This is a genomic window from Erysipelothrix tonsillarum DSM 14972 (assembly GCF_000373785.1).
Classification (GTDB): Bacteria; Bacillota_I; Bacilli_A; order Erysipelotrichales; family Erysipelotrichaceae; genus Erysipelothrix; species Erysipelothrix tonsillarum.
This window is the reverse complement of sequence record NZ_KB892377.1, coordinates 121192-142984: the sequence shown is the minus strand read 5'-3', so window position 1 is coordinate 142984 and position 21793 is coordinate 121192. Positions and strand designations below refer to the sequence as shown.

Below are 21793 nucleotides of genomic sequence, written 5' to 3'. Positions count from 1 at the left end.
AGTGTTACCAATGATAAATATACACGTTAATGCATCATTATTCAAGTTCACGTATAAGAATTGGTAAATCCGCAACGGTAAAAATACCCAGCGGTTTTTCATTTTGCTTTCCAGACTTTGTTACGATAATCGCTATCACGCTCTTTCCACGGTTATGGTTGGACTGATAGACCTCTAACAATTTCGGAACAGACATTGATTCAGGAACAAAAACAACCCGATCATCGGGTTGATAATACTGCAGCAGTTCATCAACACGCATCGGTGTTAAATCATAAGTCGTACGTGTTGAATCTTCCATGAGCCTTTGATATAAGCGTGGATGAATAACACCTACATAAACATCATCATTATACACCGGTATCGCAGAATAATGTTTATTATCCTGACGTTTCACCATATCCACAAGATAGGTATCGACAGAAACCACAAAAGGATGACCATCAACGAGATCCCTCACTGTCTTTCGATGATAAATCCGTGAGACAATCTTTTGAATTTGAGAAACAACTACATCGTGCGGTTCAGCGATTGCTTCTTCATTTCCACCGCGATTATGAACAATCGCATTACGCAATTGAGCATATTCGATTAAATCAGTTTGAAAATGACGGATTGTATCATCCTTTTGAGCTGCCATATGCACCATTTGTACAAATCCAACATTAGGATTATTCAACAAGTCTCGTAAAAACATTTCGATTTGAACAAATGCATTTAAAAATAAAATTGAATTCGCTGTGGTATCCGCCACTACGATCCCTCCTTATTTGCGATCATTAAATCGTTAATTTGTTTCTTTATTGCCGCTACACTGTCTTCATGAGGCCAATAGACATAATATTTATAACGTCCATCTTGGCTGTAAGTGGGTTGCATGTCCCCTTCACCGCGTAAATAATCTTCCTCAAAATGCCAATGATCACTAGTTTCTATTTGTTTTGAAATTAATTTTGAAATACTTCCATCATCAAGATTTGTATCAACCACTTGACTGATTAGGCTTGTAATTTGCGGTGCTTTAATAATATTTTCGGTTTGTGTTGCTTTTTCAAAAATTGCTTTCACAAGTTCTTGGTGGTGTAAACCACGGGCAACATCACCATATTCAACATGATCACGCTCGCGTGCAAACGCTAAGGCCTTTTGTCCATCGACATGATTCATCCCTTTAATAAAGACATCACCATTCTCCGTTACAAAATCATAATGTGATAAAACATCGATACCATCCAGCGTGTCAACAATCTGTACGAGTCCCGTAAAATTAACACGGATGTAGTAATTGATATCGATATTTAATAACTTTTCCAACGTTTTAACTGAACATGTTACACCATAAAGACCAGCATGCGTTAGTTTGTCCAATTCACCATTCTCACAGCCTAAAGGTGCATAGGTATCGCGTGGAATTGAAACAGTCAACACATCATTGGTTATGGGATTTACAGACAACAGTAAATTCATATCACTTCGTGAGCGCGTAACAACATCCCCATATACATCAATACCACTCAGATAAATCGTAAAAGGTTCTTTAAGTACATCCACTTCTTTAACGATTGAATCTCGCCCGAGTCGGTATTCATAACTATTCACCAAAATCGTATCTTTAATAAAGTCAGGGTAGAGAAATGACAAATTCGCAAGCATGGCTTTATTAATAAAGAGACCATCAATCTCTTGATCGTAAAATGCCGCAACCACCTCATCAATATCCGAAAACTTTTTAAAGCGATCACTATTCATTTCGTTCTTTAAATCATCTGAAATTGCCTCAAGATGATTCTCTTTAACACCATAAAGACCAATAAGTGGGTCTTTCGGTAATTCATGGTCTTTCATGCGAAGTAAATCATATTTAATTAATTCATATTCTTTAGTATCCGCCATTTGATCTACAAACTTTTGAGAGCTAAACACAAATATACTTGCAATCACAATACATATTGCAATCAAATACCGCCAAAACGGACGCTTGGTCACAATCATAATGACCATAGCAACGATAACCGCGACAACCAAAATAATCAAACGGTTCCGAACCGGCATATACTTCGTAAATACTAAAACACATGACAAGCATGCAAATGAAATAATCACTGCCAACGGACCGAGAATGGCTGATTTACGATTCATATTAAACACTCACTTTCCCAAATTTTCCCATATTATCACATAAAAAAATCTTGGATACCCAAGACTTAATTATATTATTTAACCTCGTCGCGATTTGCACGGTGTGGTAATTTCCACTCCCCAGTTTGAGGATCTTTAGCTAATGTCACATTAGGTAATTTATAATGTGTACGACGTTTGTTTTTTCTTGCTTTAGATGTGCGTCTTTTTGGAACTGCCATCGTCTCACCTCCATTTAATCAAACTTAAAGTCTTTTAGTTTTGCAAGTCTAGGATCAATCTCTTGACTCTTCTCTTTTGTATAATCTTCTTCAGTCATAACCTGCCAGCCATCTCCTTCTGGATATTCCTTAAGATCCGGATGGATTGCCTTTAGGGGAACTGCAGCTAAGATAGAATCCACAATATATGGATCAAGATCAAGCTCTTCACCTTCAATTTCAATACCCACTTCGTCATCTTCGAGTTTCTCGAAGCTAAACACATCACCAACTGGTATTGAAAATTCAATATCAAAGGGTTCTAATGTAATGGCGCATGGTACTGTCATAATACCTTCTATTGTCAGATCGGTAATTAGTTTTGAAGTATGTTCGTCATAATAACCATGACCTACTGCGAAGATCTCACGTAAAGCAGTACATAGAGAAAAACCTTTCAAGAGATCTTGATCGATGATAATTTCCTCGTCTATTTCTAAACGTGGTGATTTTAACCGATCTAAATCAGCTCTATAAAATTTCATACTCTCACCCTACTCTTTAACGCTACTTAATTATATAGATTACAAACTGGAATGTCAAACGAAACTGCTCATGTTTTCCATGTTTGGATTTTTCGCAAATTCATCATGATTTTTGTATAACCTATATAATTGTAAAACTAAAATAACATACTCTTTATATCGTTAATACAACCACAAGTCAAGCAATATTTATTTTATCCATCTTGTAATCATTCGTAAAAAAAAGAAAAAGCATCATTATTTGCTTTTTCTTTTTTTCTATTTATTTATAAGGGGAAAGAATTTGTATGATTTTGTGTTATTCATAAGGGGATATGAATAAAGGAGAAGAGGAATCATACGATGTAAGAGTTTCTTCTTACATATGAATCATACACAAACAATGTGTAAGAATTACACGGATAGTATGTTAGATTATGTGACCGGTATTTTTTTTATGGCTTCATCGTATACTTCCTTTACACGTTGCATGCTTACATGGGTGTAAATTTGGGTTGTGCTCAGTGATTCATGTCCCAACAATGTCTGAACAACTCGAAGGCTGGCTCCATTGTCCAGTAAATGCGTTGCAAAGCTATGTCGGAGCATATGCGGGTGCAACTTCATGCGAAGACCTGCGACCTTACCTTGGCCCTCTAAAATGTGTTGTATCCCTCGTGGAGTTAATGGGTCCCCTCGTTGATTCAAGAAAACGGTTTGCGTTTCTGAAGCGTTTTTCAATTGAACACGATATTGATTTAGGTACGACCATAGTTTCGGTACCAACGATTCGTAAAAAAATAATTGACGTTCTTTATTCCCTTTCCCAATAACCCGTATCGTGCGCTCAGTCAGATCAAGGTCAGTAATTTGTAAATCGACTGCTTCACTGACCCGTAAACCACATGCATACATCAGTTCTATCATCACTTGATTGCGTACACCCAAAACAGTATCGTCGCAACTCAACAAAAGCGTTTCAATTTCATCGTACATTAAGAAATTAGGAAGATGACGTCCCTGATGCTGAATCTTTATTTGGTTAAATGGGTTATCGATAGCACCGTAATTAATTTGTAAAAACTTAAAAAACGATCGCAAGGTGGAAATCTTACGTGCAACACTTGCACTAGAAAGACCTGAATCATACAGCATATTAAGATAGTCATATGCAATCGTACGATTAATTTCCAATAAAGATGATTCCCCTACAAAATCAACAAACTGTTGGACATCACGCAAATAAGCATCATTCGTGTGCTCCGAGGATGTATTTGTAATTGCGATGTGTCGCATAAAATCCAAAATAATGGCATCAGTATCCATAGTCTCACCTCTTTCCCTTATTATACGCCAATCAAATAAAAAAAAGACACCGAAGTGTCTTATCCAAATTTCGCAACAAATTCGTCAATATGCGCAAGGCTACGCTTCGACATTGCTTCGCGATCTTTCATACGATTGGCTACAATTCCAAAATTAGCATTCATCGGTTGAAATTGAGCAGGGTTCGCATGTGATACATAATGGGCCATTGATCCCATTACAGTTTCTTGTGGTAGGTCAATCAACGGTTCTTCTTTTAAATATTGCGCCATGTTTAATGCGGCAACAAGTCCACTCGCTGCAGATTCCACATATCCTTCAACGCCACTTACCTGTCCAGCAAAGAATAATGATGGACGGTTTTTAGATTGATAATGATGATTTAACAAAAGCGGCGATTTAATAAAAGTATTACGGTGCATGACACCATAACGAACAATTTCGGCATTTTCCAAACCGGGAATCATTTGAATAATACGCTTTTGATCTCCCCATTTGAGGCGCGTTTGAAATCCAACAAGATTGTAAAGCGATCCCGCAGCATTATCTTGTCGCAGTTGAACAACTGCATAAGGCCGGGTGCCATCGGGTTTCTCCAAACCAACAGGTTTTAAGGGTCCGAAAAGCATTGTTTTAATCCCACGTCGCGCCATAACCTCTACCGGCATGCACCCTTCGAAGACTTTAACATCTTCAAAGTCACGCATTGGTGCTTCTTCAGATTCTAAAATCGCACGATGAAAGGCTTCAAATTGATCACGATCCATCGGACAATTAATATAATCTTGTCCATCCCCTTTGTCATAGCGTGATTTACGATATGCAATATCAAAATTAATTCCATCAACGGATACGATGGGTGCAATTGCATCGTAGAAATACATTTCTGATTGCCCTAAATAATCCATCAGATATTTTGAAAAATGATCAGAGGTCAATGGACCGGTTGCTACAATCGTAGGGACATCATCCAATGCCGTCATTTCACGATTTGAAATAATAATATTTTCCATATTTGATAATTTCTCTGATACTTTTTGGCTGAATCCAACACGATCTACCGCCAATGCACTTCCTGCTGGCAAACGATGTTCATCCGCCGACTTCATAATGACGCTGTCAAAGCGACGCATTTCTTCTTTAAGCAGGCCGACTGCGTTGTTTAAATCATCCGAACGAAATGAATTTGAACATACGAGTTCTGCAAAGTGTTCTGTAACATGGGCCGGCGTCATCTTAACAGGACGCATCTCCACAAGTTCTACTACAAAACCACGTTTCGCTAATTGATAGGCTGCTTCACTTCCTGCCAATCCTGCTCCGATAACTCTAACTTGAGGTTGTTTCATAAATACCTTCCTTATCTTACTCTTGATGCCAAAGAAAGCTGGCACTTTAAATAAATTATAAGCGATGCACCGCATTCTAACGACTTAGATGCACTCTAATTTAATTAACTGTCAGCTTTCGTTTATTATTTTACTTCTTCACCTAAAGGTTCGTGCTCCGTTTCCGGTGCTTCTTTAGGCTTTTTCGTTTTTGGCTTTTTCGCATTTTCATTCGGTTGAATGTAACGACATTTTGGAAAACCAGAACATCCTACAAAAAAGGTACCATAACGGCTCTTGCGTTTTACAAGCGGTTCACCACAGTCTGGACAAATTTCTCCAGTCTTTTCTGGCTCAGGACGTTTGTCTTGATCTAAAGCACGGTTGTATCGACATTCTGGGAAATTACCACAAGCAATGAATTTTCCATAACGTCCAAAGCGGTAAACCAATTCTCCGCCACAGTCTGGACATACTTCGCCAACTTTTTCGACTTCGATTTTCTCCATTTTTTCATCAGCTTCTTCAAGCAATGGATAAAATTTATCTACAAAACGTTGCAATGCTTCAACGTTATTTTCTTCACCATCCGCAATGCGGTCCAATTCATCTTCCATATTCGCGGTATAATGAACATTAATAATTTCAGAGAAATGTTCTTGCAACTTCTCATTCGTTAAAATTCCTTGGTCTGTTGGCTTGAATACTTTCGTTTTCGAAGTTTCTGAAACAGCTCCAAATGTTGCGTATGCGCGATAAACAATCGTTTCCAAGATCATTGAATAGGTACTTGGTCGTCCAATACCCAGTTCTTCAAGTTCTTTAATTAAACGTGCTTCGGTATAACGAGCAGGTGGTTGGGTAAAGTGTTGATTTTTCTCAACCTTTTGAGCTGTATATGCTTTCGCTTCATCAAGCTCTCCCATAACTTTATCGGTTGTTTTCTCATATTCATACACTCTCAAATAACCATCAAAGGTCATAATGGATCCACTGCCATTAAAATCATAATCATTTTGACTGAATACAACACTTACCGAATCAGAAATGGATGGCGCCATCAAGGAAGCCAATGTACGGTAATAGATAAAGCGATATAATTTATACTCATCCGGTGTAAGGTAAGACTTAACATCCTCTGGACGACGTGAAATACTTGTCGGACGAATGGCCTCATGGGCATCTTGTGTATTTTCAGTTTTTTTACCTTGACGGTATTTTCCCAAATATTCCTTGCCATAATTTTCCAGAATAAAGGCTTTGGTATCCTCTACAAAGATATTACTGAGTCGGGTTGAGTCGGTACGCATATAGGTAATTAACCCTTCTGTATCTGCACCCATTTGAATTCCCTCATACAATTTTTGTGCAACGCGCATTGTTTTCTTTGCAGGGAAACCAAGACGTGTTGATGCTTCTTGTTGAAGGGTTGATGTAATAAACGGAAGTTTTGATTCTTTCTTACGTTTTTTCTTCTCGAGTTTTGTAATGGTAAACGGCCCTTGAGCAGCATCCAATACAGCTTGAGCTTCAGCTTCATTGGTAAGTTTTAATTTCTTACCTTTATAACGCTCTGCACTTGTTTCAATAAGATTCCCTTCATTTTCAAAAAATGCAAGAACTGACCAGTATTCTTCTGGAGTAAATGCGTCGATTTCTTTTTCGCGATCTACAATTAATTTTAACGCAACAGATTGAACACGCCCTGCACTTTTACTCTTAATTTTTGCTTGGAGCAGTTTTGATAATTTAAACCCAATAATACGGTCCAAAATACGACGTGTTTCTTGTGACTTAACCAAGTTCATATCAATATGACGTGGTGACTCAAACGCGCTTAAAACAGCATCTTTAGTGATTTCATTAAATACAACACGATTATCTTGATCCAAATCGACGCCAAGTTCATTGGCAAGGTGCCATGAAATGGCTTCTCCTTCGCGGTCCGGGTCAGTTGCGAGATAAACAGCATCTGCTTTTTTTGCTTTTGCTTTAAGTTCTTTCACAACGTCTTTCTTATCTTTACTTATTTTATAAGTTGCTTCAAAGTCATTATCAAAATCAACACCAAGACCGCCTTTACCAGTCGTTGCTAAATCACGTATATGACCTTTTGAAGAAACAACTTCAAAATCTTCACCTAAATACTTCTCAATTGTTTTAGATTTTGAAGGTGACTCAACAATTACTAAATTTTTCATAGCCAACACTCCTTAGTTTATATATTGGATAAATCTTCGAGGTTTGTCAACACCTCGGCTCCTTCTTGAATTAAAAGGTTACACCCCAATCCCGTAATATCATTTATATTATGAGGAAGACACACAATCCTTCGATTCAATTTTAAGGCTTCATTTACGGTATGCATCGTTCCGCTTCGCGGGGATGCACTCATGACATAAATCGTTTTGGCAAGAGCAGCAATGAGCCGATTACGAAATGGGAAATAATGCTTTTGCGGTTTTACGCCTAAGGGATATTCCGTAATCACGAGATGCTGTTTCTTCATATAAGCCAATTCGGCGTAATGTCTTGAGGGATAACAGATATCTAATCCACACCCTAACACAGCTACGCTTTGAAAATCAAGTGCCTCACGGTGCGCAGCAATATCAATACCATACGCAAGGCCAGAAATAATCGTATGCGTATGTTTCACGCTACGCACAAATGCACGCGTCATTTCGAGTGCATATTCACTGGGGTTACGTGATCCGATGACAGCAATACTTGACGATTTAAGAAGCGATAAGTTCCCTTCATAAAATATCACAAATGGCGGGAATTCTAAATCATAGAGCGACTTTGGATAATCCGAATCGCCATAACAGGTATAATTCCCTTTATACGCATATGAAGGGACCTTTTTCCCTTCATTAATGAAACGACATATACTAGGATAGTCCCCTCGCAAATGTATTGCAACATTTTTTAAATAATTTCTCACATTATCACCAATTATAGTTAAACAATAAAAAAAACAAGACCTAAATATCAAACGATATTTGAGTCTCGTCTTTAAAACGAAAGGATTGACGATGTATCGGGCAGCGCCCAAATTTTAGAATTGCTTCTTTATGCATCTTGGTTCCATACCCTTTGTGCTTGGCAAAGCCATACTCTGGATATTCAAGGTCATACATCCTCATTAAACCATCTCGTACTGTTTTCGCAAGAATACTTGCGGCAGCAATTGAAAGGGAACGTGCATCCCCCTTAACAATCGCTTCAAAAGGAATATCAACGCCTTCAAGTGGCATTGCATCCGTAAGTGCGATTGCTGCTTTACTTTCAATCGCGATTTTCTCCATTGCACGTTGTGTTGCTCGGTATATATTATCCCGATCAATAACCGCTACCGGAATGATTTCCGTTGCAGTCCATAATGCATTGGATTCGATAAAAGCAACTAATTCTTCACGTTTTTTTTCAGTGAGTTGTTTGGAATCATTAATCCGAGGATCATAGAACCCTTTTGGGAAAATAACTCCACTGACAACACATGGTCCTGCCATGGGTCCGCGACCTGCTTCATCAATACCGACAACAAGCTTCCCTTGTTCCCAATATTTAACTTCAAATTCATCTATAAGCGATCCCATGTAACGCGTCCAATCCGACCATTTTGAATATCGCTCAAGAAAGCAACACGCGTTTTATCATCATTAACGGTGCCACCTTCACCCAAAAGACCACGATAACGTCCCACTTGATCATAGAAATCATCAAATGACTCCAGTTCATAGCGACGTTTTAGTTCTTCCGGTTTGTATTGAATATAGTAGTCACGAGCATAATCAGTAACCAACGCCATCGGATAACCGGTATCTTTTACCGACCCAATCACAGCACAAATAATACCCATTTCTTCGCTTTCAAATTTCGGCCATAAAACACCGGGTGTATCTACCAACTCGAGATCCTGTGTCACCTTAATAAGTTTAAGAGACTGCGTCACACCCGGTCGATTCTCAACACCTGCTGCCTTACGTGCAGATATTTTATTAATAACACTGGATTTCCCAACATTAGGAACCCCCACAATTAATGCCCGTGCAGTACGAGGTCGAATGCCCCGTCGCTTATCACGTTCACGTTTTTCTTTTAAGACGATATCCGTCTTTTCAATAATCATTTTACGTACTGGATCGTTAATTACATCCACCAAAAGTACGACATTTCCTTCAGATTCAAGCTTTTCGACCCATTTTTCACTTTGTTTCGGATCAGCTAAATCTTTCTTTGTCAAAACAATAAGACGTTTTTTCTGTCCAATTGAACGTGACAAAACAGGATTTCGAGTCGACATCGGCGCACGAGCATCACGACATTCTATAACAAAATCAACAACCTTGATTTGTTCTTCAATCAAGCGAATTGCCTTTGCCATATGACCAGGAAACCAATGTACCTGAGACATCAAATCACACTCCTATTTTCCTACTGTTCTCATTTTATTAAAAGGAATAAAAACGAATACGTCTTTACTCTTAATGGCTTCACGTTTAAACGTACCGTAATCACGCGAATCACTTGATCGAATACGATTATCCCCAAGCATAAAATACTCGCCTTCCGGCACCTTAATTGGGCCAAAATCACGCGAAAACTCTTTTCCGGTTGATGTCATTTCGCGAACATAGTCTGTATCAAGAAATGGTTGTTCTACTTCTACACCATCAATATACAGTTTTTCATCACGAAGTTCGACAACTTCGCCCGGCAAACCAATTACGCGCTTCACAATATGTTTTTTTTGCGCATCAAGATAGAGGACAAGAACATCAAATCGCTCTGGATCTTTCATCTTCATGCTTAATATATTTGAAAAGCCAAGCTCTTTATCGTTAAGACTCGGGTACATGGATAATCCTTCTACCCGAACAGGACGTGCAATAAACTGCGTTACTATAATAACCAACACGAGGCTGATTACCATGCTCTTAATAAAATCTTTCACTGCAATTAAGAACTTATCATCGTCTTTATTCATCTCTTACCCTCCCATACAATAAAGAAAAAGCCGTATAAATACGGCTATTACTAACGAATTTCTTTAATACGTGCTGATTTACCTGAACGGTCACGTAAGTAGTATAGTTTTGAACGACGTACTTTACCTTTACGTAATACAGTTACGCTGTCAATAATAGGTGAGTTGATTGGGAATGTACGTTCCACACCAATTCCTGATGACATTTTACGAACTGTAAATGATTCTGAGATACCTGTTCCTTGAGTTTTGATAACAACACCTTCAAATGCTTGAATACGTGTCTTTCCACCTTCTTGGATCTTTACGTCTACGCGTACTGTACATCCAGGACGGAATTCAGGAATGTCGTTACGTAATTGTGACTTTGTAATTTCTTGTACTAATGCTAATGACATAGTAATTCTCCTTTTTCTGTCTATATGTTAAAACTGGTTCATAATGATTCCAACAGCGGAACCAGAGTGCTTTAAGCCTATATAATTTATCACAAATGACTTCATTAATCAAGTTATAATGATGGACTTAACTGGATCATTATAGCACAAGAATAGATTAAGTATCACCTTACTCACTTCTTAAGGCTTCTACAGGGTCTTTTTTAGATGCCATTCGGGCTGGAATTAAACCTGAAAGCATCGTTAAGAATACATTTAGAACAATGAGGAAGATTCCTGCAAATACTGGTAGTGAGGCAATATTCTTTACACCGGTAAGGTTGAAGATGATCGCATTAACAGGGAAGTTAAGGAGTAGCGTGATGCCAATCCCTAAAACACCAGCAATCAATCCGATGATGACCGTTTCAGCGTTAAAGACTTGTCCTACGTCCCTTTTGGATGCTCCGATACTACGAAGGATTCCAATTTCTTTCGTACGCTCAAGCACCGAGATATAGGTAATAATACCAATCATAATTGACGATACGATTAAGGAAATCGAAACAAATCCTACTAATAAATACGTAATCATGTCTATAATTGATTTTACAGAGGATGTCATGAGACCAACCATATCCGTGTATTCAATAACCCATTCATCATGATCGCTAGTCCGTTGCGTTTCATTATAGTTATCGATGGAATCAATGATTTTTTCGCGCGAATCAAAATTTTGTAGAAAGAGATTAATCGCCTTCGGCTCATCCATATTCACAACACCCAATACTTCAAGATTCTTATCATACGTTGCATTTAACTGTTCCGTTTGAGCATCAATAAACACTTTACGCTCGGCATCATTAAGTGTAAGCAAATATTGTCTTTGTTCTATTGATAACAAATCAATTAAATCTGTTTCACTGAGATCATCTACATCCACAAACGCTTTGCCTGTAATCACATTAACATCTTTGTTATCTAATTGTGACTGTACAATTTCACTTTGATTGGTCTGATCAATATAATAATCCGTCAAACTTTTTAAATACCCAATTGTACCATTGATTGGTTTTGAAACTGCATCTTCAGAAGGTTTAACAATTCCGACAACTTTTATTGGCGTTCCTTTATCGATAACTGTTTTCATAAATGTATCATCGTTTGATTTATCAATCCATAAACCTTCTGATTGTTCAAAGGTATCCGGAGATAGTACGAGTCGGTATTCAAGATTTAATAAATCTTGGAATGAATAACTCACGGGTTCATCGTTAATTATTTCATTACCTTCTTCAATTTCTGTTTTCATTTTATCGATATCGCCAATATCTTTAAGACCTAAAGAATAAAGCGCCATATCGTTAATTTCGTTGTTTTCATTAGCAACGAGAACTACCTCATCAAAATGTTCTGGCCATTTTCCTTCTAAAACATCATATTGAGATTCTAACATTTCTTGATTATCCAGTAATTCTGTCCAAATATCATCTTTAATTCCAATTGATGATTTAATTGAAGATGCCGGACTTTTATCCCGTTGATTATCAGCATAAATTGGATTTGGATTAACTTGAACAATCCCCTCTTCCGTCTGAGCTTTATACACATTCATCTTCAAATCATATTCATATTGAATGGCATTCGTATTATCTAGAATATCTGAGCCTTCAGCACTTTGTAAATATTCCTTAAAAGTACCTAAATCGTTATTAAAGGTCTGAATGGTGGTTCTTTTCAGAGCATCTGATGCATAACCTTTTTGGTATATTCTTGCATCATCATTATTTGAGATATCCGTAACAGTCGAATGATTACCGTCATCTCCCATTAAATCAATTGCCTGGCTTTGAATCGTTATGGGGTAAGAAGATAATGTGTCCTCTTGAATCTTATCAATATATGTTTGCATTCCCGAAGAGAGCGAAAGGACGAGGGCAATCCCAATAATACCAATACTTCCTGCAAAGGCGGTGAGTAATGTGCGCCCTTTTTTAGTTTTAAGGTTATTAAAACTTAAGGAAAGTGCAGTAAAGAAGGACATGGATATATTGTTTTTCTTCCCAACCGCTGATGTATTTTCTTTATTGGCAACAAACGGATTCGTGTCATCAACAACAGCCCCATCAAGCAACTTAATGATCCGTGTTGAGTATATTTCAGCAAGTTCAGGATTATGAGTCACCATTACCACTAATTTGTCTTTTGCAATTTCTCTAAGCAGATTCATAATTTGGATACTTGTTTCCGAATCAAGAGCTCCCGTTGGTTCATCTGCCAAGAGAATATCCGGATTATTGACGAGCGCACGAGCAATTGCAACTCGTTGCATTTGTCCACCGGACATTTGGTTTGGGCGCTTATGAATGTGTTCCCCAAGTCCAACTTTATTTAAAACGTCAATAGAGCGCTCACGACGCTCTTTTTTTGATACCCCCGCAAGTGTTAAAGCAAGTTCAACATTTGATAATACAGTTTGGTGAGGAATTAAATTGTAACTTTGAAAAACAAACCCCACCGAATGGTTACGGTAAGCATTCCATTCTTTCTCACCATATTTTGTCGTTGATATCCCATTTATGATTAAATCACCAGAGGTATATCGGTCTAACCCTCCAACAATATTTAAAAGCGTTGTCTTTCCTGAACCACTTTGTCCCAAAATCGAGACAAACTCATTTTCTCGAAATGAAATATTTATTTTGTTGAGCGCAGTTTGTTTTTGATCTGCGACTTCATATATTTTTGTAATATCTCTTAGTTCTAACATCACGATACCTCCTTATAAGACCATTATAACCGGTCAAAATAAACTAAAAGACAACTAACCATAAACTGAATGTAAACTTTCGTGACATTTAAACGTGTTTATTCAGAGTTTATGTTAATATGGTTTAATTCTTAGAGGAGGTTCTTATATGGTTAAAATTCTCGTTGTTGAAGATAATAAAGATTTACTAGAATTGTTTTGTACTGTATTGGAAAAGCAATCTTTTACGTGTTATCCCGCCCTCTCCGGAGTTGAAGCATTAGAAATAATTGAAAAGGAACATATTGAGCTCATGATTTCGGATATTATGATGCCAAATATGGACGGGTACGAATTAGTTAAGTCTCTAAGACACGCCAATTATAATTTTCCTATTTTATTGGTAACAGCAAAAAATCAATTTGAAGATATTGAACAGGGTTTTATAACAGGTGCAGATGACTATATGACTAAGCCCATAAACGTCAATGAACTGGTACTACGCGTAAATGCCCTTTTAAGACGTGCGAAAATCGCAAGCGAAAATTCGATTACAGTTGGGGATACGACCTTAAATCGAGAATCTTTTACAGTCACTGTTAAAAACAATGAAATCCTACTGCCTCAAAAAGAATTTCTTTTGTTGTTTACAATGCTCTCCTACCCAAATAAAATCTTCACGCGCCAACAATTAATGGATGAAATTTGGGGAATCTTTTCAGAAACGGATGAACGTACGATTAATACTCATATTAACCGCGTTCATGATCGGTTTAGCGATTCAAAAGACTTTAAGATTATAACCATTAGAGGTCTTGGTTATAAGGTGGTGAAATGTCATGAATCGTAAAAAAAGATCGAATCTTTGGTTATATTTCGCGCTTATTGTTTTTATTACAATCGCTGCAGTCTTGCTAATAATTATGGGAACTTGGTTCTTATTATACGCCCATGATTTTGTATCAATTAATCCAATCGAACGGCATTTCCCTATTCGATCACTCCTTGTAGCGAGTATTATCATCGGTTTAAGTATCGCACTTTTCGTGGGCAAAAAGATTATTAAACCCATCGAAGAATTAAATCAAGCCTTTGATTCGCTTGCCAAAGGAGATTTTGCGGTAACACTTGATAGTTCCAATAAAATTCATGAACTAAGGGATATTTTCGATAATTTTAATACCATGGTTAAAGAACTCTCTCAAATTGAGACTTTACGAAATGACTTTATTGAAAATGTCTCCCATGAATTTAAAACTCCAATCGCAAATATCGAAGGATACGCTACGCTTTTGCAACATGCTGAAATCAATCCAAGCGAAAAAACTTATTATGTTACTAAAGTACTCGAAAACACACAACAACTTTCAACGCTTACGGGAAATATATTAAGTTTATCAAAATTAGATAACCAAGAAGTTTCAGTAAAAAAAATTAACTATCGCTTAGATGAACAAATTCGTAAATGCATACTATTATTAGAACCGAAATGGACACTTAAGAATATCAACTGGGATTTAAATCTTGATTCTATTGTATTTTCCGGAAATGAAGGCTTAATGAACCAAGTATGGTTGAATTTATTGGATAATGCGATTAAATTTTCAAAAAATAACGGATTAATTTCAATTCAAATTTATCGTAAGAATCACGAAATTATGATTAATTTGACCGACCACGGTCAGGGTATGACACCTGAAACACTAAGTCGGTTATTTGAGAAGTTTTATCAAGCAGATCAAACACGTTCTTCAAGTGGAAATGGATTAGGCTTGGCGTTAGTAAAGCGTGTTATTGAACTTCATAACGGTACCATTTCCGTCAATAGTTGTATTAATGAGGGCACAGAATATATCATTTGTTTACAAACAGAAAAAAGCAACTGACGCATCAGTTGCTTTTTACTTACCCATAAATCTAGATAACATTTTCATTTGTTTTTGCATCTTCTCATATTGACTTAAGAGGCGGTTCACATCTGTCGTGGATGTGCCTGACCCTTCAGCAATACGACGTTTACGTGTAGAACGAATAATTTTTGGATTATTGCGCTCTTCTGCCGTCATACTTAAGATCATTGCTTCTGTTTTCTTCATCGTACTGGATGCATCATCATCATCAATTTGACCTGCTAATTGGTTAGCACCCGGCATCATTTTCATTAAACCGGATAGAGGTCCCATTTTCGAGACTTGTTGTAGTTGAATTAACATATCATCAAGCGTAAATTGACCTTTCATCATGCGTTCCGCTGAACGTTCAGATGCTTCGATATCCATTTTTTCTTGTGCTTTTTCTACAAGGCTTACGATATCACCCATGCCAAGAATACGTGACGCAGTACGATCTGGATGAAATTCATCCAATTCATCAATGCCTTCACCAACCCCAACATATTTAACGGGTACTTGCGTCATATAACGAACAGAAAGAATTGATCCACCGCGTGAATCTCCATCAAATTTCGTTGCGACTAAACCTGTTAAATTGAGTTTTTCTTTAAAACCATTTGCGACATGAATTACATCTTGTCCACTCATTGCATCGACACTTAGCAGAATTTCATCTGGGTGTGTAAGAGCTTGAATATCAACAAGTTGTTGCATCAGTGCTTCATCAATTTGTAAACGCCCTGCAGTATCAATTAAGATTAAATCAAAATCTTTACCGTAAGCTAGAGCTGCTTTTACAACTTCAACTGGCGTGCTGTTTTCTTGCGCAAACACCTCAACATTAATTTGAGTTCCAAGAATTTTCAACTGTTCAATGGCAGCAGGTCGTGCCAAGTCCGCAGCGACGAGCAATACTTTCTTGCCTTCTTTGTTTAATTTATTAGCAATTTTCGCAATACTTGTTGTTTTCCCAGACCCTTGTAAACCAACCATCATTAAAATTCCAGGTTTTTGATTAAACTCAAGTTCTGAACGTTCCTCACCTAAAATTTCAATTAATTTATCATTTACAATTTTTACAAACATTTGTGATGGTTCAACATCACGTGTAACCTTCATACCCATAGCTTCTTTACGGGTATGCTCTAAAAGTTCATTAATCACTTCAAGACTAACATCCGCTTCTAAAAGCGAAATGCGAATTTCACTTAATGCATCACTGATGTTTTTTTCGGAAAGTTTTCCTTTACCGGTCATATTTCTAAATGTATCTTGTAATCGGTTTGTTAAATTATCGAATGCCATAACTTCCTCCTATAAGAACGATGCTGAATCATCTTGTTTTTTCTTCGTTACTTCTACGACTTCAATATTCTTGATTGCCTCATCCACCAATGCGTCGATATCAAGACCCTCTTCATAACGTAAAATTTTGTCGCCATGAGGTTTGGTTGTTGGATTTTTTGGTGTAAAGATTGTGCAACAATCCTCAAAAGGTAAAATTGATGTTTCATAAGTATTAATCTTACGTGCCAAATCAATAATCTCAACTTTATCATAGGTAATTAATGGACGTAGAATCGGCAACGTTCCAATATTTGTAATTTCTTTCATACTATGGAGCGTTTGAGATGCAACTTGTCCTAAGCTTTCACCGTTTGCGATTGCTAAGCAATTACGACGGAATGCAAGACGTTCCGCAATGCGTAACATAAAACGACGCATCATCGTTATTGCATAACTTTCAGGCACCTTCTTATAAATTTCGAGTTGCACATCCGTGAAAGGTACCACATTAATACGAATATGATCTTGATAATTTGTTAATTGTTGGGCAAGATCCATGACTTTCTTTTGTGCTTCATCGGAAGTGTAAGGTGGTGAAGCAAAATGAATCGCTTCAATGCGTACACCACGTTTCATCATAAGATATGCTGCGACAGGTGAATCAATCCCTCCCGAAAGCATAACCATAACCTTACCTTGAATTCCTACTGGATACCCTCCAGCACCTTCGACGCGGCCCATCATGATATAAGCAGAATCACTGCGAACTTCGATAAGAATACCGACATCTGGTTTTCGCACATCCACTTTAAAATCTGTCGTTTGTAAGATTTTAGTTGCAACATGACGGTTAATGACATCTGAGATGTGCTCGTAGGATTTATCATGACGTCGAGCAATAACCTTGAAGGTTGCCTTACCTTCTTCTTTTTGAATCATTTCAGCAGCTACATTTGCCATAGTATCTAAATCGCGTTCCACTTTCACAGCAAGTGAAAATGAACTCAATCCGAAGACATGACGAAGTTGCTCACTCACTGCAAGACCATCTTCTCCGTTGAGCGTGATATATAAGCGATCATACGTTTCGCGGTACGTTAAGTTAGGAAAACCTACAAGTTGCGAACGAACGTTACGCACTAGTTGTGCGGTAAAGTTGCGGCGGTTTTTCCCTTTTGTTGATAGTTCACCATAACGGCAAACAATAAATTCGTAATTAGTGTTGTACATAATTTTTAATCTCCAATATTGTTTCACAAACTTTTTCGAGTTCTTCCATCGTAGTAAGGTGTGACAAACTAATCCGTACACTAGTAAGCGCACAGGTTTCATCACATCCCATTGCTTTTAAAACATGAGAGGGTTCTAATGATTTGGAATTACACGTGCTTTGAGCGGAAACGTATATTCCTTTTGCATTTAAACCATTCATCATAATTTCAGAACCAACATTTAATACAGACATGTTAAATATATACGGTGATCCCTGAATATCTGAATTAATATGGATGTTTTCCATACCTTCGAAAGTATCGTATAAAAATTTATTCATGCGTATTATATCATTAATTGAGCGTTTATGGTCCTCAACCGCTAAACGAAGCGTTTTCGCCCATAAAATAGCCGAAACGTTGTCTAAGGTTCCGCCGCGTAAGCCCCCTTCTTGCTGTCCACCATTGACCAGTGCCAAGCACTTTACATTAGCTTTCTTCAAAAGAAGACCGCTTCCTTTTAAGCCATAAATCTTATGTGCTGAATAAGAAACACTATCAATTTGTTTCATCGGAAAGTCATGACGTGCAAGGGCTTGGACGCCATCAACATGGACAAATGCGTTGGAGTACTTCTTAGTAATCCGCGCTACTTCACTTACATCAGTTATGCTTCCTACTTCGTTATTAACAGCCATTACTGCTACAAGAACAGTATCTGAGCGTAATTTACTCTTTAATGCATCCATTGAGATACATCCTGATGCATCAACACCCAAGTAGTCGACCTCAAATCCAAATTCGTCTTTTAGCTGTTGAACCGCCCCCATTACCGAACTGTGTTCGACAGCAGTTGTAATAATGTGCTTTCCAATATGTCGATTTGCGAGTGCAATACCTTTAATTGCAGTACTATTAGACTCACTTGCACCTGACGTGAAAAAAATCTCATGAGGGAGCACACCAAGCATTTTTGCTAATGCATCACGAGATTGCACTACAAGATCAGAAACACGCTGACCGCCATAGTGAAGCGAATCAGCGTTTTCATAATATTTTTCCATAATCACCATTGCATCTTTAAGTATTTCCGGACGCGTAGGTGTTGTACTTGAATAATCTAAATAAATTGGTTTATCGTGCGCTTTTTGCATTGTCACGAATCATCTCCTCATATGCCGTATTTGGTCTATAACGGTCAATAGAATTTATGATTGTAGTCAAACTTTGTGTATAATCACCACTATTGAAAGACAACTCTGCACGGGTTAATTCGGCATCGATATCCGGAACAAAAGCTCTAAATTTATTTGCATAAACAATCGCATTTTCACACATGTCGACTACACCCACTAAATTATTGACATTGTTGTGTAGTTTGTAAATATAGTCAATGGCTTCATCGACTGTAGCGTTTAATAACTTCACATCGATAACATCCTGACCGAGCATTTCCTTAACTTGATCGGTATATTTATATGCACGTTCTAAATCGGATGCATATTTATCTGAAATGGAAGGTAAGGAACGTTTTTGAATTCTTACTTGAACATCATTAATGATTAAATGAAGTTTTAATAATTGTTTGGTAGCACGCACTTCATCAGCGTTGGCGCGTTCCACTTTTTCATTCATTGCAAGATACTCATCCTTAAGCATCGAAACATCCTGTCCAAGCTCTTGGAGTGAAATTAAAATCGTTGATGCTGGGATTTTTTCTTCTTCAATCATCCGCGATATTTTAACACCTGATTCGCTAAATTCTTGAATCCGTTGGGAGAATACTCCAACATTTTCAGTGTAACCGTCGAAATTGAATCGCATTTCAACTTTTTGTGCATCCTTACACATTTTCGCAATACTATCTACGAGGAATTCAAGATTCTCGAAAACTTCCTCGCTCAACGCATCAACTTCACGTTGTGCCTTATCTTCTTTTTGGATCGATAAAGCAAGTTGTTCTAAGCGTTTTTGACTTTCTTTAAGACTGACACGCGATTTTTCGATTTCGCCCTGTCCTATGTTGATTAAATCATCTTTGAGGATTTCACTCAATACACCAATATTTTTAGGAACTTCTAAATGTTCTACAAAAACACCATTTTGACGTACGCCTTGGTAAAGTTTCGAGACTTCATCAAGTAATTGGGGAATCAAACCCTTTGCATGTTCATAAAGTTTTGGGATTTCAGTGATTTTCGTTTCCAAATCATCAATGGATTCTCGCGTTTCTTCGCTGATTTCCTGAGCTTTCATAAAATCTGAGGCATACATCCATTCCTCAAAAATCGAGAAATTTTGTTCGATTTCTTTAATTTGATCCTCAATTGTTGCTAGGGCATCACCCAAACTTGCAGAGTTTTCAACAGCATTTTTCTTAAGTTCTCTAAATCGGTCTTTTAATGCTGTAATTTCCATACGTTGACGGGTCTCTTGCTCGAGTAACGTTTCGAGATTGTCATTGAGTGTCACTGTTTGATCCATAGAAAGTGTAATCAGTTCATCAAGCAACGATAAGTGCTTCGATGCTTCTTTTAGCTTGCCAAATGCCAAAGCATCTTCAGAATCTGCAAGTGCGTCTGATATTTCTTCTTGACGCTTGTTGATTTCACTAAATTCAGCTTTACATTCTGAAACTTTTTTCTCAACTTCAGGATTTAATTTTGCTAACCCGTTGGCTTTATTGATTTTAAAGAGCACCGGAATACTCATCAATTCGTTGTAACGAACTTCTAAGGTCTCAAAGGCTTTGTTGAGTCGACGCTTTTTAGCCATACGTATGTAAACAAAAACCCCAATGATCAACAGCACTAAGACAACAGCAATTATATATTTGTAGTCATTCATAAACTTTAATATCATTTGAAAATTCATACGTTCACCTCGTTGAATTAATTGTACCATATCTAACATAGTTCTGTAATGTGTTTCGTTGACTTTTCACCTCAATTTAGGTATATTATATAAGCGTCATAAATTTAGTGCAGCACGCAAAGTTATTAGCCACGTGTTTATCCCGCGGCAGGAATCAAAGTACCTACGCTGTACAGGGAAACGATTATAGATAAACTCAACTAGTAATAATTTGTGGAACTCGCTAATGACAAATTAGGAGGTCAATACTATGGCAAGAATTAAAGGTCCAGTTTGGAAAAAATCACGTCGTTTAAGTTTCTCAATCCTTGAAACAGGTGAAGAGCTACAACGTCGCGACTATGCACCAGGACAACACGGTAAAGCACGTCGTCCAAAATTATCAAACTACGGTTTACAATTACGAGAAAAACAACGTATTCGTTATACATATGGAGTTACAGAAAAACAATTCTACAACACATTTAAAAAAGCTTCAAAACTTGAAGGTGTTGCAGGTCATAACTTCTTATTCATGTTAGAATCACGTTTAGATAACGTAGTATACCGCATGAACTTATCACGTACTCGTCGTGGAGCACGTCAGTTAGTTAACCACGGTCATATCTTAGTTGATGGAAAAAAAGTTGATATTCCTTCATACATTGTAAAACCTGGTCAAACAATTGAAGTAAAAGAATCTTCACGTTCAATGGCAGCAATCAAAGATGCATTAGAAGCTAACGTATCAATGGTTGACTATGTAACATTCGACAAAGATAAATTCAAAGGTGAATACAAACGTTTACCAGAACGTAGTGAATTAAACCAAGAAATTAATGAAGCATTAGTAGTTGAATTCTACAACCGTTAATCTTCAAACCCTAAAAGAACCTCTTTACTTAAAGAGGTTC

At 37.4% G+C, this 21793-nt stretch carries 20 protein-coding genes; 3 read left to right on the top strand and 17 right to left on the bottom strand.

Features of this window, described 5'->3' with window-relative positions; genetic code table 11:
- Nucleotides 1–37: 37 nt before the first annotated feature.
- The 13 genes from B096_RS0100670 to B096_RS0100610 all read right to left on the bottom strand — a co-directional run bounded on the left by B096_RS0100670 (nucleotide 38) and on the right by B096_RS0100610 (nucleotide 13657).
- On the bottom strand, nucleotides 38–754 hold the full coding sequence (locus B096_RS0100670; protein WP_018578855.1) for a CBS domain-containing protein: 717 nt from the start codon (nucleotides 752–754) through the stop codon (nucleotides 38–40).
- Nucleotides 754–2139: an LCP family protein gene (locus B096_RS0100665; RefSeq protein ID WP_018578854.1), complete on the bottom strand. Its 1386-nt coding sequence runs from the start codon at nucleotides 2137–2139 to the stop codon at nucleotides 754–756. Before B096_RS0100665 ends, B096_RS0100670 begins: the two co-directional genes overlap by 1 nt.
- 74 nt (nucleotides 2140–2213) lie before the next feature.
- On the bottom strand, nucleotides 2214–2360 hold the full coding sequence (gene rpmF, locus B096_RS0100660) for a 50S ribosomal protein L32 (protein ID WP_003773155.1): 147 nt from the start codon (nucleotides 2358–2360) through the stop codon (nucleotides 2214–2216).
- 14 nt (nucleotides 2361–2374) lie between these two features.
- A complete protein-coding gene (locus tag B096_RS0100655; RefSeq protein WP_018578853.1) occupies nucleotides 2375–2884 on the bottom strand; it encodes a YceD family protein in 510 nt (169 codons plus the stop codon).
- 414 nt (nucleotides 2885–3298) lie between these two features.
- Complete coding sequence (xerA, locus tag B096_RS0100650) at nucleotides 3299–4189, bottom strand: site-specific tyrosine recombinase/integron integrase (RefSeq protein WP_018578852.1); 891 nt, start codon at nucleotides 4187–4189, stop codon at nucleotides 3299–3301.
- 59 nt (nucleotides 4190–4248) lie between these two features.
- Nucleotides 4249–5538, bottom strand: coding sequence for a methylenetetrahydrofolate--tRNA-(uracil(54)-C(5))-methyltransferase (FADH(2)-oxidizing) TrmFO (gene trmFO / locus B096_RS0100645; protein WP_018578851.1), 1290 nt, complete (start codon nucleotides 5536–5538; stop codon nucleotides 4249–4251).
- A 125-nt stretch (nucleotides 5539–5663) separates the two neighbouring features.
- Nucleotides 5664–7718 carry a type I DNA topoisomerase gene (gene topA, locus B096_RS0100640; RefSeq protein WP_018578850.1) on the bottom strand — a complete coding sequence of 685 codons (2055 nt, stop codon included), beginning with the start codon at nucleotides 7716–7718 and terminating at the stop codon, nucleotides 5664–5666.
- A gap of 17 nt (nucleotides 7719–7735) precedes the next feature.
- A complete protein-coding gene (dprA, locus tag B096_RS0100635; RefSeq protein ID WP_018578849.1) occupies nucleotides 7736–8464 on the bottom strand; it encodes a DNA-processing protein DprA in 729 nt (242 codons plus the stop codon).
- 40 nt (nucleotides 8465–8504) lie between these two features.
- Nucleotides 8505–9119 (bottom strand): ribonuclease HII, encoded by a 615-nt coding sequence (locus B096_RS09385; RefSeq protein WP_018578848.1) that lies wholly within the window; start codon nucleotides 9117–9119, stop codon nucleotides 8505–8507.
- Complete coding sequence (gene ylqF, locus B096_RS0100625; protein ID WP_244264551.1) at nucleotides 9104–9907, bottom strand: ribosome biogenesis GTPase YlqF; 804 nt, start codon at nucleotides 9905–9907, stop codon at nucleotides 9104–9106. Before ylqF ends, B096_RS09385 begins: the two co-directional genes overlap by 16 nt.
- Before the next feature lie 42 nt (nucleotides 9908–9949).
- On the bottom strand, nucleotides 9950–10510 hold the full coding sequence (gene lepB, locus B096_RS0100620) for a signal peptidase I (RefSeq protein WP_018578846.1): 561 nt from the start codon (nucleotides 10508–10510) through the stop codon (nucleotides 9950–9952).
- Nucleotides 10511–10560: 50 nt separating this feature from the next.
- Nucleotides 10561–10908, bottom strand: a complete 348-nt coding sequence (rplS, locus tag B096_RS0100615) for a 50S ribosomal protein L19 (protein ID WP_003773145.1) — start codon at nucleotides 10906–10908, stop codon at nucleotides 10561–10563.
- Nucleotides 10909–11077: 169 nt separating this feature from the next.
- Nucleotides 11078–13657 carry an ABC transporter ATP-binding protein/permease gene (locus tag B096_RS0100610; protein ID WP_018578845.1) on the bottom strand — a complete coding sequence of 860 codons (2580 nt, stop codon included), beginning with the start codon at nucleotides 13655–13657 and terminating at the stop codon, nucleotides 11078–11080.
- Between the two features lie 148 nt (nucleotides 13658–13805).
- Here B096_RS0100610 and B096_RS0100605 point away from each other — a divergent pair, with 148 nt between their 5' ends.
- Both B096_RS0100605 and B096_RS0100600 read left to right on the top strand, forming a co-directional pair.
- Nucleotides 13806–14486 carry a response regulator transcription factor gene (locus tag B096_RS0100605; RefSeq protein WP_018578844.1) on the top strand — a complete coding sequence of 227 codons (681 nt, stop codon included), beginning with the start codon at nucleotides 13806–13808 and terminating at the stop codon, nucleotides 14484–14486.
- The gene (locus B096_RS0100600; RefSeq protein ID WP_018578843.1) at nucleotides 14476–15522 is read left to right on the top strand and encodes a sensor histidine kinase; all 1047 of its coding nucleotides are present in this window, start codon (nucleotides 14476–14478) and stop codon (nucleotides 15520–15522) included. Before B096_RS0100605 ends, B096_RS0100600 begins: the two co-directional genes overlap by 11 nt.
- Nucleotides 15523–15537: 15 nt before the next feature.
- On the opposite strand, the gene ffh is transcribed toward B096_RS0100600, so the two are convergent.
- Genes ffh through B096_RS0100580 form a run of 4 tightly spaced genes read right to left on the bottom strand, consistent with a single transcriptional unit; the run spans nucleotide 15538 to nucleotide 20930 of the window.
- Complete coding sequence (ffh, locus tag B096_RS0100595) at nucleotides 15538–16833, bottom strand: signal recognition particle protein (RefSeq protein ID WP_018578842.1); 1296 nt, start codon at nucleotides 16831–16833, stop codon at nucleotides 15538–15540.
- Nucleotides 16834–16842: 9 nt separating this feature from the next.
- Nucleotides 16843–18045 (bottom strand): tRNA uracil 4-sulfurtransferase ThiI, encoded by a 1203-nt coding sequence (gene thiI, locus B096_RS0100590; RefSeq protein ID WP_018578841.1) that lies wholly within the window; start codon nucleotides 18043–18045, stop codon nucleotides 16843–16845.
- Nucleotides 18032–19180, bottom strand: a complete 1149-nt coding sequence (locus B096_RS0100585; RefSeq protein WP_018578840.1) for a cysteine desulfurase family protein — start codon at nucleotides 19178–19180, stop codon at nucleotides 18032–18034. Before B096_RS0100585 ends, thiI begins: the two co-directional genes overlap by 14 nt.
- The gene (locus B096_RS0100580; RefSeq protein WP_244264550.1) at nucleotides 19161–20930 is read right to left on the bottom strand and encodes a septation ring formation regulator EzrA; all 1770 of its coding nucleotides are present in this window, start codon (nucleotides 20928–20930) and stop codon (nucleotides 19161–19163) included. Before B096_RS0100580 ends, B096_RS0100585 begins: the two co-directional genes overlap by 20 nt.
- Nucleotides 20931–21150: 220 nt before the next feature.
- Here B096_RS0100580 and rpsD point away from each other — a divergent pair, with 220 nt between their 5' ends.
- Nucleotides 21151–21753, top strand: a complete 603-nt coding sequence (gene rpsD / locus B096_RS0100575) for a 30S ribosomal protein S4 (protein WP_018578838.1) — start codon at nucleotides 21151–21153, stop codon at nucleotides 21751–21753.
- Nucleotides 21754–21793 lie beyond the last annotated feature (40 nt).

Coding starts and splice junctions, on each gene's coding strand:
- B096_RS0100665 (WP_018578854.1), bottom strand. CDS start 2,139: ATGAATCGTAAATCAGCCATTCTCGGTCCGTTGGCAGTGATTATTTCA.
- rpmF (WP_003773155.1), bottom strand. CDS start 2,360: ATGGCAGTTCCAAAAAGACGCACATCTAAAGCAAGAAAAAACAAACGT.
- B096_RS0100655 (WP_018578853.1), bottom strand. CDS start 2,884: ATGAAATTTTATAGAGCTGATTTAGATCGGTTAAAATCACCACGTTTA.
- xerA (WP_018578852.1), bottom strand. CDS start 4,189: ATGGATACTGATGCCATTATTTTGGATTTTATGCGACACATCGCAATT.
- trmFO (WP_018578851.1), bottom strand. CDS start 5,538: ATGAAACAACCTCAAGTTAGAGTTATCGGAGCAGGATTGGCAGGAAGT.
- topA (WP_018578850.1), bottom strand. CDS start 7,718: ATGAAAAATTTAGTAATTGTTGAGTCACCTTCAAAATCTAAAACAATT.
- B096_RS09385 (WP_018578848.1), bottom strand. CDS start 9,119: ATGGGATCGCTTATAGATGAATTTGAAGTTAAATATTGGGAACAAGGG.
- ylqF (WP_244264551.1), bottom strand. CDS start 9,907: ATGGCAAAGGCAATTCGCTTGATTGAAGAACAAATCAAGGTTGTTGAT.
- lepB (WP_018578846.1), bottom strand. CDS start 10,510: ATGAATAAAGACGATGATAAGTTCTTAATTGCAGTGAAAGATTTTATT.
- rplS (WP_003773145.1), bottom strand. CDS start 10,908: ATGTCATTAGCATTAGTACAAGAAATTACAAAGTCACAATTACGTAAC.
- B096_RS0100610 (WP_018578845.1), bottom strand. CDS start 13,657: ATGTTAGAACTAAGAGATATTACAAAAATATATGAAGTCGCAGATCAA.
- B096_RS0100605 (WP_018578844.1), top strand. CDS start 13,806: ATGGTTAAAATTCTCGTTGTTGAAGATAATAAAGATTTACTAGAATTG.
- B096_RS0100600 (WP_018578843.1), top strand. CDS start 14,476: ATGAATCGTAAAAAAAGATCGAATCTTTGGTTATATTTCGCGCTTATT.
- ffh (WP_018578842.1), bottom strand. CDS start 16,833: ATGGCATTCGATAATTTAACAAACCGATTACAAGATACATTTAGAAAT.
- thiI (WP_018578841.1), bottom strand. CDS start 18,045: ATGTACAACACTAATTACGAATTTATTGTTTGCCGTTATGGTGAACTA.
- B096_RS0100585 (WP_018578840.1), bottom strand. CDS start 19,180: ATGCAAAAAGCGCACGATAAACCAATTTATTTAGATTATTCAAGTACA.
- B096_RS0100580 (WP_244264550.1), bottom strand. CDS start 20,930: ATGGTACAATTAATTCAACGAGGTGAACGTATGAATTTTCAAATGATA.
- rpsD (WP_018578838.1), top strand. CDS start 21,151: ATGGCAAGAATTAAAGGTCCAGTTTGGAAAAAATCACGTCGTTTAAGT.